Source organism: Streptomyces sp. NPDC048481 (assembly GCF_043200075.1).
Lineage (GTDB): Bacteria > Actinomycetota > Actinomycetes > Streptomycetales > Streptomycetaceae > Streptomyces.
In genome coordinates, this window is sequence record NZ_JBICXC010000002.1 from 900,801 (window position 1) to 913,694 (window position 12,894).

Sequence of the window (12,894 nt, forward strand, 5' to 3'; positions counted from 1 at the left end):
GTCAGGACCCTCGGGCCGCGTCGACCGCGGCCCGCGGCCCGTGGCCGGATTACGTGCCGCGGGCTTGCAGCAGACTACGCAGAACGGGGCTGGAGCAGTTCCACCCTGACGTCCGCCGGGAAGCCGGTCGTCGGGCCGACGCGGCGGGCGAACTCGGTCACGGCCGCCAGCTGGGCCGGGCCGAAACGAAAGTCCAGGGTGGTGAAGTACTGCTCCAGGACCTGCTCGTCGAACTCCTCCCAGCGGGCCGCCTGCTCGGCGACCTTGCCGACCTCGTCCAGGGAGAGGTTGCGGGAGTCGAGGAAGGCCTGGTGGACCTGGCGGGTGATGACGGGCTCGCGCTCCAGGTACTCGCGCCGGGCCGCCCACACGGCGAAGACGAAGGGCAGGCCGGTCCACTCCTTCCAGAGCGCGCCGAGGTCGTGGACCTCCAGGCCGAACCGGGGACCGTCGAGCAGGTTGGCCCGCAGGGCCGCGTCGCCGATGAGGACGGCCGCCTCGGCCTCCTGCATCATCAGGCTGAGGTCGGGGGGGCAGGTGTAGTAGTCGGGCTGGACGCCGAAACGATCCGCCAGCAGGAGCTGTGCCAGGCGCACGGAGGTGCGGGAGGTGGAGCCGAGGGCGACGCGCGCGCCGTCCAGCTCCTCCAGCGGGACCTGGCTGACGATCACGCAGGACATCACCGGGCCGTCGCAGCCCACGGCGATGTCGGGGAAGGCGACCAGGTCGTCGGCGTTCTTGAGGAACTCGACGAGGGTGACGGGGCCGATGTCCAGCTCGCCGCGCACCAGCCGCTCGCTGAGCTTCTCGGGGGTGTCCTTGGTCAGCTCGAAGTCGAGGAGGGTGCCGGTTCTCGCGAGCCCCCAGTAGAGGGGCAGGCAGTTGAGGAACTGGATGTGGCCGACGCGCGGCCGGGTGCGAGAATTGTCCACATCGCGAGGCTAGACCCCTTCGGGCGCTCCCGGGTCTTCGCCCCTGGGTCAACCCCTTTCGGGGATCTTCAAACCTGCGGGTGACGTGATCTTGACCTCTATTGCATCCGGGTGCCTGCGTGCTAGGCTCGCCGCAAGTTGCAGTTTGGTTTCCCTTGCAGTACAGAGCCTGCGGAGCATGTAACCGCGGGCTCTCGTCGTTTTCAGACGTATGCAGTTGTGCGGCACTTGCTTTCACGCTTGCAGGGTTCTGGAGCAGGGCAACCCTTTGGGCCCAAGGAGGGCTTATGGCTACCGGAACCGTGAAGTGGTTCAACGCCGAAAAGGGCTTTGGCTTCATCGCCCAGGAAGGCGGCGGCCCCGACGTCTTCGTCCACTACTCCGCGATCAACGCGCAGGGTTTCCGTTCGCTCGAGGAGAACCAGCAGGTTTCCTTCGACGTGACGCAGGGCCCGAAGGGTCCGCAGGCGGAGAACGTCACCCCCGTCTGATCTCCACACCCTGAGATCGCAAGTCTCTGAGAGCAGTACCCAAGGAGCCCTGTGCCTTCCGGCACGGGGCTCCTGCCTTGTCGGCGGTGGGTCCTAGGCTCGCTGCCCATGACCGACACCACGGCCTCCGGCCCTTCGGCGCCCGGCCCCTCGACGTCGCCCTCCGCGGCGTCCGTCCCCGCCTTCGTCACCGCCACCCGGGTCTTCTACGACGCCGTCGCCGAGGACTACGCCGCGCGATTCCGCGAGGAACTCGTCTCCCGGCCGCTGGAGCGGGCCCTGCTCGCCGTGTACGCCGAGCTGGTGGGGGCCGGCGGGCGGGTGGCCGACCTGGGGTGCGGCCCCGGCCGGACCACCCGCCGGCTCGCCTCGCTCGGGCTCGACGTGTCCGGGCTCGACCTGTCCGCCGCCATGCTGGCGATCGCCCGGCGCGAGAACCCGGGGATCCCCTTCGAGCAGGGCTCGATGCTGAAGCTGGAATTTCCCGACGAGGCCTTCGCCGGGGTCGTCTCCTTCTACTCCACGATCCACACCCCGGTGGACGAGCTGCCCTCCCTCTTCGCGGAGTTCCGCCGGGTTCTGGCCCCGGGCGGTCACCTCCTGCTGGCCTTCCAGGTGGGCGACGAGCCCCGCCGTCACGAGCAGCCGTGGGGCCGCCCGGTCGCCCTCGACTTCGAGCGCCGCCGCCCGGAGCGGATGGAGGAGCTGCTGACGGGAGCCGGTTTCGCGATGGTGTCGCGCACGGTGCGGGAGCCGGACGCCGCTCTCGCCGAGCAGGTCCCCCAGGCCTTCCTGATCGCCCGCAGGCCGGGCGCCTGACGGGCTCGCGCGTCTCACACCCCCAGCCCGGCGGGGGCCGGGCCCAGGGGGTCCGCCGTGAGGAGCGTGGGCGACCGGAGGGCCGCCTCGTACGCCGCGCGCGAAGACGAACGGGCCGATCGGCAGCTCGCCCCACTGCTCGCGCTCCACCTGGCGGAACGCGGACCAGGTCACGGTGCGGGCGGTCGCCTCGACGTGCGCGGTCAGTGCCCAGCACTGCGGGATCCCGCAGGAACAGCCGAGGACGGTGGTGCGGCCCGTGCCGCGGAAGGGATCCCCGGGCACGTCGAGGACGCCCAGGCCGTCGTGCTGGCGCCAGATCAGTTCGGCCGACTCGCGCTCCTGGTCCTCGAACTGGTCGTGCAGTTCCGGCCGCCACAGCTCGCGCGTCGCCCAGGCCGTGCGGGCGCGCAGGTCGACGCCGTCGACGCGCAGCCCCCAGGCGAGCGACGGGCCGCCGTCCCAGGGGTAGTGGAAGAACTCGACGCCGTTCACGGACCGCATCCTTCCCGGCCCCGGCCCGCCGCGCACGCCGCGCCGCCCTTCACCGCGGGTAGAGGCTCTCCACGTGGTCGGCGAAGTCGCGCATGATCGTCTCGCGGCGCAGTTTCATCGAGGGGGTGAGGTGGCCGGCGTGCTCCGAGAAGTCGGTCGGCAGGACGGCGAAGCGGCGGATCGACTCGGGGCGGGAGACCAGCTTGTTGGCCTCGTCGACGGCGCGCTGGAGCACGGCCTTCAGCTCCTCGTCGTCGACGAGGAGTTCGGCGGGGACGGGGTGCTTGCCGTGCATCTGACGCCAGTGGGTGAGGCCGTCGGGGTCGAGGGTGAGCAGGGCGGTGACGTAGGGGCGGCCGTCGCCGAGGACCAGGGCCTGGGAGATCAGCGGGTGCGAGCGCAGCCAGTTCTCCAGAGGCGCGGGGGCGACGCTCTTGCCGCCGGCCGTGATGATCATCTCCTTCTTGCGGCCGGTGATCGTCAGGTAGCCCTCGTCGTCCAGCTCGCCGAGGTCGCCGGTGGCCAGCCAGCCGTCGGGGGCCGCGGGCACGACCCCGCCGGCCGACGGGTCCCAGTAGCCGCGCAGGACGTGCTCGCCCGCGACGAGGATCTCGCCGTCCGCCGCGATACGGATCCTGGTGCCGGGCAGCGGCCAGCCCACCGTGCCCAGACGCGGTTTCATCGGCGGTGTCACCGTGGTCGCGGCGGTCGTCTCGGTGAGGCCGTAGCCCTCGTAGATCTCGATGCCCGCGCCGAGGTAGAACGCGGAGAGGCGGCGGCCCAGCGGGGAGCCGCCGCAGATGGCGTGGCGCACGCGCCCGCCCATGGCGTTGCGGATGCGGCGGTAGACGAGCGGGTCGTAGAGGGCGCGGGCCGCGCGCAGGGTGGCCGTCGGGCCGGATCCGCTCCCGGTCTTGTGGGCCTCGACCGCTTCGCCGTAGCGGCGGGCCACGCCGGCCGCGCGGTCGAAGGACGACACCCGGCCGCTCGCCTCCGCCTTGGCGCGGGCCGTGTTGAAGACCTTCTCCAGCATGTACGGGATGGCAAGGAGGCAGGTGGGTCTGAAGGCCGCGAGGTCCGGCAGGAGGTCCTCGGACTTGATGCTGGGGGCGTGGCCGAGGCGGACGCGGGCCCGTACGCAGGCGATCGCGACCATCCTGCCGAAGACGTGGGACATGGGGAGGAAGAGCAGGACGGAGAGTTCGTCGTCCTTCGACCGGAAGATCGGGTAGAGGAGTTCGATCGCGTTGTCGACCTCGGCGAAGAAGTTGCCGTGGGTGAGCGCGCAGCCCTTGGGGCGGCCGGTGGTGCCGGAGGTGTAGATGAGGGTGGCGAGCGTGTCGGGGACGAGCATGCCCCGGCGGATCTCGACCTCGGCGTCCGGGACGCGCTCGCCCGCCTCGATCAGCCGGTCCACGTGGCCCTTGTCCATCACCCACAGGTGGCGCAGGTCGGGCAGCCGGTCGAGTTCGGGGCCCAGGGCGGCGGCCTGGCCGGCCGTCTCGGTGACCAGCGCGACCGCGCCGGAGTCCTGGAGTATCCAGCGGGTCTGGAAGGTCGAGGACGTCGGGTAGATCGGGACGGTGACCAGGCCGGCCGCCCAGGCCGCGAAGTCGAGCAGCGTCCACTCGTAGGTGGTGCGGGCCATGATGGCGAGCCGGTCGCCGGGGACCAGCCCCTCCGCTATCAGTCCCCTGGCCACCGCGTGGACCTGGGCGGCGAAGCGTTCCGCCGTGATGTCCGTCCAGTCGCCGTCCGGCCCCTTGCGGCTGAGGACCACCGCGCCGGGGGCGGCGGCCGCGTTGTCGTAGGGGAGGTCGGCGAGCGAGCCGTAGGTCACCGGGCGCGCCAGGGCCGGGACGGACGCCTCCCGCACCGCGCCGTCCAGCCGGCGGGTCTCGGGCGCGACGAGGACGGGGGGAGCGTCATGGTCGGCGTGGGCCGAGCCGGCGACGGAGGAGGGGGTGGACACGGGCGGCTCCCTTGGCGTGCAGCGACGAAACTGCTTGCTGCATGACGTACGTGCTTGGCGCACCGACGCGTTCAACCGGGATGCCCGCCAAGAAGGGGTTACCCCCGGTCAGGTACGGGATCGTACGGCTCGTAGGTGTAAGGCATGTGCGTGTTCGGGGATGTTCCGGGGTCGGGGCTGTGCAACCTCGGAGATCATGTGAGGGGTGCTCACGTTCGTTCGAGGACGGCGGTGACGCCTTGTCCGCCGGCCGCGCAGATCGAGATCAGCCCGCGTGCGGGGCCGCCCTGTTCGGCGAGGAGTTTGGCGAGCGTCGCCGTGATGCGGGCTCCGGTGGCCGCGAAGGGGTGGCCGGTGGCGAGGGAGGAGCCGGTCACGTTCAGCTTGTCCCGGTCGACCGGGGCGAGCCCCTGCTTCTCCCAGGCCGCGAGGGTGGCCAGCACCTGGGAGGCGAACGCCTCGTGCACCTCGACCAGGTCGAAGTCCTCGATGCCCAGGCCGGCCCGCTCCAGCATGCGGGGGACCGCGTACGCGGGGGCCATGAGCAGGCCGTCCTCGCCCCCGGCCGCGTCGCCGCGCACGAAGTCCACGGCCGCCGTCTCGTAGGCGGTCAGGTAGGCGAGGGGCTCCAGACCGCGGGCCTCGGCCCACTCCTCGGAGGCGAGCAGGACGACCGCCGAACCGTCCGTCAGCGGGGTGGAATTGCCCGCCGTCATGGTGGGCTCGGGGCCGTCGACGCCGAACACCGGCTTCAGACGGGCGAGTTTGTCGACGGTGGAGTCGGGGCGCAGGTTCTGGTCGCGGGTCAGGTCGCGGAAGGGGACCACCAGGTCGTCGAAGAAGCCCCGCTCGTAGGCGGCGGCGAGCCGCTGGTGGCTGGTGGCGGCCAGTTCGTCCTGGGCCTCGCGTCCGACGCCCCAGGCGCGAGCGGTGACCGCCGCGTGCTCGCCCATGGACAGGCCGGTGCGCGGTTCGGCGTTGCGCGGGATCTCGGGGACCAGGTGGGAGGGGCGGATGCGGGCCAGCGCCTTGAGGCGGTCTCCGGTGGACTTCGCCCGGCGGGCCTCCAGGAGGATGCGGCGCAGTGCGTCGTTGACGCCGAGGGGGGCGTCGCTCGCGGTGTCCGCGCCGCCGGCGATGGCGGAGTCGGTCTGGCCGAGGGCGATCTTGTTGGCGGCGGCGATCACGGCCTGGAGGCCGGTGCCGCAGGCCTGCTGGACGTCGTAGGCGGGGGTGCGGGAGTCGAGCTTCGAGCCGAGGACGGTCTCGCGGGCCAGGTTGAAATCCCGGCTGTGCTTGAGGACGGCCCCGGCGACGAACTCGCCCACCACGCCGGGCACGTCGAGCGCGTAGCGGTTCACGAGCCCGTTCACGGCCGCCGTCAGCATGTCCTGGTCGGAGGCGGTGGCGTAGGGGCCGTCGGAGCGGGCGAAGGGGATGCGGGAGCCGCCGACGATCGCGACCCGGCGGGCGCGCGGGGGCTCCAGGGGGCTCTTGCGGGCCCCTCTCAGGTAGGTCACCTTCGACGGCTCCGAGGTACTCATCTCGACCTGCTCCTCACCTTTGACCTAGACTTACCCGCGGTAACCTTACTCCGGAGTAAGTAAAATATCCTGTGCGTCAAGCCCGTGGGAGACGAGACGAACATGGCCGACCGCTATCTGAGCCTCACCGCCACCGCCCCCGGCCGGTTCCTCACCCGGCGGCTGGGTCTTCCCCAGCCGGCGGCGCTCCGGCGCTGGTCGCCCGAACAGCCCTGTCTCCCCGGCGACTTGCTTCACCTTACGGCCGGGTCCGGGCTCCGCGGCCTCGCGCCGGTCCTCGCCCGCACCGGCCTCCCCCTCGCCGCCCCCACCGCCGGACGCCCCGCGGACACCGCCCTCGCCGCCGTCGTCCTCGACGCCACCGGCGTGCGGGACGTCGACACGCTCGCCGAGGTCCACGCGGCGCTGCACCCGGTCGTGCGCTCGGTCGCGGACAGCGGACGGATCGTGGTGCTCGGCTCCCCCCTCGACACCGGCGGCGACCACCACCAAGCGGCCGCGCAGCAGGCCCTGGAGGGGTTCGTGCGCTCCCTCGGCAAGGAGATCGGACGCGGCAGGACGGTCAACCTGCTGCGGCTGTCCGACGCCGAAGCCGCCCGGTCCACCCTGTGCTTCCTCCTGTCCCCCCGGTCCGCCTACGTCAGCGGCCAGGTGATCGCGGTGACGGCCCAGGGGTCCCCGGCCCCCGCCGACCCGTCGCTGCCCCAGGCCGGGCGCACCGCGCTGGTCACCGGCGGCGTACGCGGCATCGGCGAGGCGGTCGCCCGGGCACTGGCCCGCGACGGGGCCCATGTCGTCGTGCTGGACGTGCCGCAGGCGCGCGACGACGCCCTGCGGGTCGCCGGACAACTCGGCGGGACCGCGCTAGCCCTCGACATCACCGCCGCCGACGCGGGCGAGCGGATCGCCGCCGAACTCCCCGGCGGACTCGACGTGCTGATCCACAACGCCGGCGTCACCCGGGACCGGCGGCTGGTCAACATGCCGTCCGAACGCTGGAGTTCGGTGCTGGACGTCAACCTGGCGAGCGTGCTGCGCACCACGGACGCGCTGCTCGCCAAGGGGACCCTGCGCCGGGGCGGCCGGATCGTGGCCACGGCCTCCATCGCCGGGCTCGCCGGCAACGCCGGGCAGACGAACTACGGCGCGAGCAAGGCGGGCGTGGCCGGTCTGGTCCGCTCGCTCGCGCCGCGCGCGCTCGCCGAGCACGGGATCACGGTGAACGCGGTGGCCCCCGGCTTCATCGAGACGAGGATGACGGCCGCGGTGCCGCTGTTCATCCGCGAGGCGGGCCGCCGGATGAACTCCCTCGCCCAGGGCGGACTGCCCGTCGACGTCGCCGAGACGGCCGCCTGGCTCGCCCACCCCGCCTCCGGCGCGGTGAACGGCCAGGTCGTGCGGGTCTGCGGCCAGAGCCTGCTGGGGGCGTAGTGGCCGGCACCGTGACCACACTCTCCGGGCCCCCGCCGCTCGGCCCGATCCTCGCGCTCGGGGCCCTGCGCTCCCCGTTCAAGCGGCCCCGCCCCGGTGCGCCGCTCCCCCGCGCCGGCGACCGTCTCGTGGTGCCCGCGCTGCGCGTCGACCTGGCCCGGCTCGCCGCCTACGAACGGGTCTGCGCCTTCCCGACCGGCGAGGACGCGCTGCCGCTCACCTATCCGCACGTCCTCGGCTTCCCGCTGGCCATGCGGCTCATGGGTGCGCGGGACTTCCCGCTCCCGCTGCTCGGCCTCGTCCACACGTCGATCGAGATCACCCGCCGTACCGCGATCCCGGCCACCGGCACCTACGAACTCGCCGTCCACGTCGACCGGCTGGCCCCGCACCGCAAGGGGACGGAGGCGGTCGTCGTCACCGAGCTGAGAACCACCGCCGACCATGCCACGGCTGCGGCCCACGGCACGAACACCGGCCCGGGACCCGCCACCGCCACCGCCCCCGTCTGGACGTCGACGAGCACCTACCTCTCCCGCCACCGCACCGACGCCGGGCCCCCCGCCGCCCGCCAGGACGGGACCGGCCCGCTCCCCGTGCTCGACGAGTGGCGGCTCGCCGCCGACGTCGGACGGCGTTACGGCTCGGCGTCCGGCGACCGCAACCCGATCCACCTGCACCCGCTCACCGCCCGCCTCTTCGGCTTCCCCCGGGCCATCGCCCACGGCATGTGGACCGTGGCCCGCTGCCTCGCCGCCCACGGCGCGCCCCCGGCGGTACGCGTGCGCGCGGACTTACGGGCCCCGGTGCTGCTGCCGGGCACGGTCGTCTTCGCGGCGGACGGCAGCCGCTTCGAACTACGCGGCCCGGGAGACACGGGCCGCCTCCACGTGAGCGGCCGGGTGGACGCGCTCGGCGACGCTGCGACCCCGTTCACGGCGACGGCCCGCGACGCCTGAGGATTCCTCGGCCGAGCCCCGGCCCGGCGGTCCCGCTCAGTCCGCCGGAGCGGTCCAGGGGCGGTCGTTCATCAGGTTGCCCAGGCCTGACCAGGCGAAGTTCATCAAGGTGGTGGCCGCCTGGTGGGAGGTGACGCCCGGGGTGGCGTTGGCCCAGGCGGCGAGGGACTCGGCCGCGCCGACCAGGGCCTCGGCGAGGCCGGCGACCTCGCGTTCGGGCAGGTCGGGGTTGCGGTGGGCCTCGCGGGCCGCGACCGCGATGAGCTGGGTGACGAACGCGACGATCTCCTCGCGCATCGCCGCGACCTCGGCGGCGAAGGGCTCGCCGTGGGTGCGGGCCTGGAGGTGCAGGACGGACCAGGCGTGCGGGTGCTGCGCGGTGTGCGCGAAGAACGCCCGCAGTCCTTCCCAGAGTTGGCGGTCGGCGGGCAGGTCCGTGCGGACCCCGGCCCGGACGGCCTCGACGAGCGCCCTGGCCTCGCGCCGGATGCAGGCGGTGAAGAGGTCTTCCTTGGAGTTCAGGTACAGGTACACCAACGGCTTGGACACGCCCGCGAGTTCGGCGATCTCGTCCATCGACGCGGCCATGTACCCCCGGCGCCCGAAGGTCTCCACGGCGGCGTCCAGCATCTGCTGCTCACGGACCGCACGCGGCATCCGCTTGGTCTTCACGGCACCCATGGGCACAGCGTAGCCAGGGCGGGGCGCGCCCGGCCCCGCGGCGACGGAGCAGACCGGAGCCGCGGAGGGCGTCAGGAGGTCTGCGTGCGGCCCCGGGAGGCGGCCTCGTCGGCCGTGGCGTCCTCCTGGGAGCGGTTGGCCTCCAGGTTGGCCTTCATGCGGTCCACCCGCCGCACGACGGTCACCGAGGCGCGGTCGCGCTCCTTGCGCAGCACCACGAAGCTGATCGGCGCGGAGATCACCAGCGACAGCAGCAGGATCCACATGAGGTTGGAGTCGCCGAGGCCGCGCGGGACGACGCCCGAGTAGACGAGGCCCCAGACGACCACGAAGCAGCCGGCGAAGACACCGAGGCGCATCAGTGTGTAGCGGAGCATGTCAATCCACTCTTCCGATCAAAACAGGCGATTCCAAGGGGCCGTCATCCAGTGAAGCACGCCGGACCGCCGTTCCGGCAGCCGCCCCCGCGGGCGTCCCGCCGCCGTCAGCGCAGCGGGAGCAGCATGACGACGTCGTCGCGGTCGTCGCCCGGGGCGACCCGGATGGCTCCCGGGATGCGGCCGACCTCCTTGTAGCCGCAGGAGGCGTAGAAGTCCTCCAGGCCGAGTCCGCCGCGGCAGGTGAGGCGGATCGCGTCGATGCCGTCGAAGCCCCGGGCCGCGTCGGCGGCGGCGGCCAGCAGGTCGCGGCCGTGGCCCTGGCCCTGGTGGCGGGGGTGCACCATCACCGTGTAGAGCCAGACCCAGTGCTTCTGGAGCCGGTGGGTGTTGAAGGCGAAGAAGGCCGTCGCGGCCACCTCGCCGGCCGCGTCCCGTCCGACGAGCAGCCGGTGGCGGCCGTCGGCCATCGCCGCGAGGTGCGTGAGCAGTTCCGGGCGGACCGTCTCGCGGTCGACGGGCGGGACGAAGCCGACGGCTCCGCCCGCGTTGGAGACGTCCGTCCACAGGTCGAGGACGCCGTCGCGCAGGGCCGGGCCGACGGCGGGATCGAGCGTGAAGGCAAGGGACACCTGTGCCACCGCCCTCAGACCCGCATGGGCTGCGGCGACTCCCGGCGGGCCGGGTCCGGGCCGTCGTACTCGCGGATGATCTCGTAGCGGGTGTTGCGCTCCACGGGACGGAACCCGGCGTCCCGGATGAGGTCCAGCAGGTCCTCGCGGGTGAGCTTGTTCGGCGTGCCGTAGTTGTCGGCGTCGTGCGTGATCTTGTACTCGACGACCGAGCCGTCCATGTCGTCCGCGCCGTGCTGGAGCGCCAGCTGCGCGGTCTGGACGCCGTGCATCACCCAGAAGACCTTCACGTGCGGGACGTTGTCGAAGAGCAGCCGCGAGACGGCGAACGTCTTCAGCGCCTCCGCGCCGGTCGCCATCTGGGTGCGCGCCTGGAGCCGGTTGCGGACCTTGCCGTCCTTCATGTCCACGAAGTCGTGCTGGTAGCGCAGCGGGATGAAGACCTGGAAGCCGCCCGTCTCGTCCTGGAGCTCGCGCAGCCGCAGGACGTGGTCGACGCGGTGGCGGGGCTCCTCGATGTGGCCGTACAGCATGGTCGCCGGGGTCTTGAGACCCTTCTCGTGCGCCAGGCGGTGGATGCGGGACCAGTCCTCCCAGTGCGTGCGGTGGTCCACGATGTGCTGCCGGACCTCCCAGTCGAAGATCTCCGCGCCGCCGCCGGTGAGCGACTCCAGGCCCGCGTCGATCAGCTCGTCCAGGATCTCGGAGGCCGTGAGCCCGCTGATCGTCTCGAAGTGGTGGATCTCCGTCGCCGTGAACGCCTTGAGGGAGACGTTCGGCAGGGCGGCCTTCAACTCCCGCAGCGAGCGCGGGTAGTAGCGCCACGGCAGGTTCGGGTGCAGGCCGTTGACGATGTGCAGCTCGGTGAGGTTCTCGCCCTCCATCGCCTTGGCGAGCTTCACCGCCTCCTCGATGCGCATCGTGTACGCGTCCTTCTCGCCCGGCTTGCGCTGGAACGAGCAGTAGGCGCACGACGCGGTGCACACGTTCGTCATGTTGAGGTGACGGTTGACGTTGAAGTGCACGACCTCGCCGTTCTTGCGGGTGCGCACCTCGTGCGCGAGCCCGCCCAGCCACGCCAGGTCGTCCGACTCGTACAGCGCGACGCCGTCCTCACGGGTCAGCCGCTCACCGGCCCTGACCTTCTCCTCCAGCTCGCGCTTGAGCCCGACGTCCATGCCCTCACCTTTCACCGACGACCTGCCGCCGGCTTCCCGACGGCACTGCTGACCACCCGACCAACCGTACGTCCCCGCGGCTACACCTCTTCCGGCAGCTCCCCGACGCGGTTCTCCCACTTGGTGGAGAGCACGATGGTGGTACGGGTCCGGGAGACGCCCTTGGTGCCGCTGAGGCGGCGGATGATCCGCTCCAGACCGTCGACGTCCGTGGCCCGCACCTTGAGCATGAACGAGTCGTCGCCGGCGATGAACCAGCAGTCCTCGATCTCGCTGAGGTCTTTCAGCCGGGCCGCCACGTCCTCGTGGTCGGCGGCGTCGGAGAGGGAGATGCCGATGAGGGCGATGACGCCGAGGCCGAGCTGCGCGGCGTTCACCGTGGCGCGGTAGCCGGTGATGACGCCGGCCGCCTCCAGCCGGTTGATGCGGTCGGTGACGCTGGGTCCCGACAGACCGACGAGGCGCCCCAGCTCCGCGTAGGAGGCCCGGCCGTTCTCCCTCAGGGCCTGGATGAGCTGCCTGTCCACCGCGTCCATGCGAATCGAAGCCTTCCGATCAAGATTCCTGAAGAGATGAGAGGTACTGCGACGTGCTCAGACGGTGTTCACGGGGCCCGGGTTCCGGCCGCGCCGCCCAGTTCGCCGTCCCACCGGCGGTAGAGCCCGTGCGCGGCCCCCGCCGCGTCGAGAACGCGCCCGGCGACGAAGTCGACCAGGTCCTGGATGTGCGTGGCGCCCGCGTAGAAGGCGGGGGACGCGGGCACGACGTGCGCGCCGGCGTCGTCCAGCGCGACGAGATGGCGCAGGGTCTGCCCGTTCAGCGGGGTCTCCCGGACGGCCACGACCAGCGGCCGCCGTTCCTTGAGCGTGACGCTCGCGGCCCGCTGGAGCAGGTCCTTCGACAGCCCGAGGGCGACTCCGGCGACGCAGGCGGTCGAGGCGGGCACGATCAGCATCCCCCGCACGGGGTACGAGCCCGAGGACGGACCGGCGGCGAGGTCCCCCGCCGCCCAGTACCGCAGCCGGTCGCCGCTGACGTCGACGTCGAACGCGTCCGGCTTGCCGTCCGCCCCGCGCCCGAGCCATTCCCGCAGGTCGTCACGCCAGTGCGCGTCCCGGAAGGAGATCCCCGTCTCGTCGAGCAGCGTGAGCCGCGAGGCCCGGCTGACCACCAGGTCGACGCTTTCGCCCCCGGCGAGCAGCGCCCGCAGCACGGCGGCGGCATAGGGCGTACCGGACGCCCCGGACACCCCCACGATCCAAGGCACGCGCTGCGTTTCTCCTGCGTTCACACCTTGAGCGTACCGGTGGGCGGAAAGGTCTTCAGGACTGGCCGGGTGCGGGCCGGCGCGGCCGCGTCCGGATCGACGGCGGGAGGGGCGGG

Annotated in this window: 13 protein-coding genes; 4 read left to right on the forward strand and 9 right to left on the reverse strand. The window is 72.5% G+C overall.

The genetic code is table 11. The features are described 5' to 3' along the window. Nucleotides 1-74: 74 nt before the first annotated feature. Nucleotides 75-932 carry a menaquinone biosynthesis protein gene (locus tag ACGFSH_RS10225; RefSeq protein WP_329412543.1) on the reverse strand — a complete coding sequence of 286 codons (858 nt, stop codon included), beginning with the start codon at nucleotides 930-932 and terminating at the stop codon, nucleotides 75-77. A gap of 287 nt (nucleotides 933-1,219) precedes the next feature. Here ACGFSH_RS10225 and ACGFSH_RS10230 point away from each other — a divergent pair, with 287 nt between their 5' ends. Next, nucleotides 1,220-1,423 carry a cold-shock protein gene (locus ACGFSH_RS10230; RefSeq protein ID WP_003974443.1) on the forward strand — a complete coding sequence of 68 codons (204 nt, stop codon included), beginning with the start codon at nucleotides 1,220-1,222 and terminating at the stop codon, nucleotides 1,421-1,423. A gap of 108 nt (nucleotides 1,424-1,531) precedes the next feature. Continuing rightward, nucleotides 1,532-2,242 carry a methyltransferase domain-containing protein gene (locus ACGFSH_RS10235; RefSeq protein ID WP_393346773.1) on the forward strand — a complete coding sequence of 237 codons (711 nt, stop codon included), beginning with the start codon at nucleotides 1,532-1,534 and terminating at the stop codon, nucleotides 2,240-2,242. Nucleotides 2,243-2,786: 544 nt separating this feature from the next. On the opposite strand, the gene ACGFSH_RS10240 is transcribed toward ACGFSH_RS10235, so the two are convergent. Together ACGFSH_RS10240 and ACGFSH_RS10245 are read right to left on the reverse strand one after the other, a co-directional pair. After that, nucleotides 2,787-4,709: an AMP-dependent synthetase/ligase gene (locus ACGFSH_RS10240; RefSeq protein ID WP_393346775.1), complete on the reverse strand. Its 1,923-nt coding sequence runs from the start codon at nucleotides 4,707-4,709 to the stop codon at nucleotides 2,787-2,789. Nucleotides 4,710-4,918: 209 nt separating this feature from the next. Further along, nucleotides 4,919-6,253: an acetyl-CoA C-acetyltransferase gene (locus ACGFSH_RS10245; RefSeq protein WP_393346777.1), complete on the reverse strand. Its 1,335-nt coding sequence runs from the start codon at nucleotides 6,251-6,253 to the stop codon at nucleotides 4,919-4,921. Nucleotides 6,254-6,355: 102 nt separating this feature from the next. Between ACGFSH_RS10245 and ACGFSH_RS10250 the strand changes: the two genes are divergently transcribed. Both ACGFSH_RS10250 and ACGFSH_RS10255 read left to right on the forward strand, forming a co-directional pair. Continuing rightward, complete coding sequence (locus tag ACGFSH_RS10250) at nucleotides 6,356-7,684, forward strand: 3-oxoacyl-ACP reductase (protein WP_393346992.1); 1,329 nt, start codon at nucleotides 6,356-6,358, stop codon at nucleotides 7,682-7,684. A gap of 11 nt (nucleotides 7,685-7,695) precedes the next feature. Then, on the forward strand, nucleotides 7,696-8,643 hold the full coding sequence (locus ACGFSH_RS10255; RefSeq protein ID WP_393346779.1) for a MaoC family dehydratase: 948 nt from the start codon (nucleotides 7,696-7,698) through the stop codon (nucleotides 8,641-8,643). Between the two features lie 36 nt (nucleotides 8,644-8,679). Here ACGFSH_RS10255 and ACGFSH_RS10260 read toward each other — a convergent pair whose 3' ends face one another. From ACGFSH_RS10260 to ACGFSH_RS10285, 6 genes are all read right to left on the reverse strand, one after another. Next, nucleotides 8,680-9,324, reverse strand: coding sequence for a TetR/AcrR family transcriptional regulator (locus ACGFSH_RS10260; RefSeq protein WP_393346781.1), 645 nt, complete (start codon nucleotides 9,322-9,324; stop codon nucleotides 8,680-8,682). Between the two features lie 71 nt (nucleotides 9,325-9,395). After that, nucleotides 9,396-9,701: a DUF4229 domain-containing protein gene (locus ACGFSH_RS10265; RefSeq protein WP_393346783.1), complete on the reverse strand. Its 306-nt coding sequence runs from the start codon at nucleotides 9,699-9,701 to the stop codon at nucleotides 9,396-9,398. Nucleotides 9,702-9,808: 107 nt separating this feature from the next. Beyond that, nucleotides 9,809-10,333, reverse strand: coding sequence for a GNAT family N-acetyltransferase (locus ACGFSH_RS10270; RefSeq protein ID WP_393346785.1), 525 nt, complete (start codon nucleotides 10,331-10,333; stop codon nucleotides 9,809-9,811). A 14-nt stretch (nucleotides 10,334-10,347) separates the two neighbouring features. Next, complete coding sequence (mqnE, locus tag ACGFSH_RS10275; protein WP_393346787.1) at nucleotides 10,348-11,511, reverse strand: aminofutalosine synthase MqnE; 1,164 nt, start codon at nucleotides 11,509-11,511, stop codon at nucleotides 10,348-10,350. A gap of 80 nt (nucleotides 11,512-11,591) precedes the next feature. Next, the gene (locus tag ACGFSH_RS10280) at nucleotides 11,592-12,047 is read right to left on the reverse strand and encodes an Lrp/AsnC family transcriptional regulator (protein ID WP_256914566.1); all 456 of its coding nucleotides are present in this window, start codon (nucleotides 12,045-12,047) and stop codon (nucleotides 11,592-11,594) included. A 68-nt stretch (nucleotides 12,048-12,115) separates the two neighbouring features. Further along, complete coding sequence (locus tag ACGFSH_RS10285; protein WP_393346789.1) at nucleotides 12,116-12,778, reverse strand: UbiX family flavin prenyltransferase; 663 nt, start codon at nucleotides 12,776-12,778, stop codon at nucleotides 12,116-12,118. Nucleotides 12,779-12,894 lie beyond the last annotated feature (116 nt).

Excerpts from the sequence above, each read along its gene's own strand:
- ACGFSH_RS10230 (WP_003974443.1), top strand. The coding sequence starts at position 1,220 with ATGGCTACCGGAACCGTGAAGTGGTTCAACGCCGAAAAGGGCTTTGGC.
- ACGFSH_RS10235 (WP_393346773.1), top strand. The coding sequence starts at position 1,532 with ATGACCGACACCACGGCCTCCGGCCCTTCGGCGCCCGGCCCCTCGACG.
- ACGFSH_RS10245 (WP_393346777.1), bottom strand. The coding sequence starts at position 6,253 with ATGAGTACCTCGGAGCCGTCGAAGGTGACCTACCTGAGAGGGGCCCGC.
- ACGFSH_RS10250 (WP_393346992.1), top strand. The coding sequence starts at position 6,356 with ATGGCCGACCGCTATCTGAGCCTCACCGCCACCGCCCCCGGCCGGTTC.
- ACGFSH_RS10260 (WP_393346781.1), bottom strand. The coding sequence starts at position 9,324 with ATGGGTGCCGTGAAGACCAAGCGGATGCCGCGTGCGGTCCGTGAGCAG.
- ACGFSH_RS10265 (WP_393346783.1), bottom strand. The coding sequence starts at position 9,701 with ATGCTCCGCTACACACTGATGCGCCTCGGTGTCTTCGCCGGCTGCTTC.
- mqnE (WP_393346787.1), bottom strand. The coding sequence starts at position 11,511 with ATGGACGTCGGGCTCAAGCGCGAGCTGGAGGAGAAGGTCAGGGCCGGT.
- ACGFSH_RS10280 (WP_256914566.1), bottom strand. The coding sequence starts at position 12,047 with ATGGACGCGGTGGACAGGCAGCTCATCCAGGCCCTGAGGGAGAACGGC.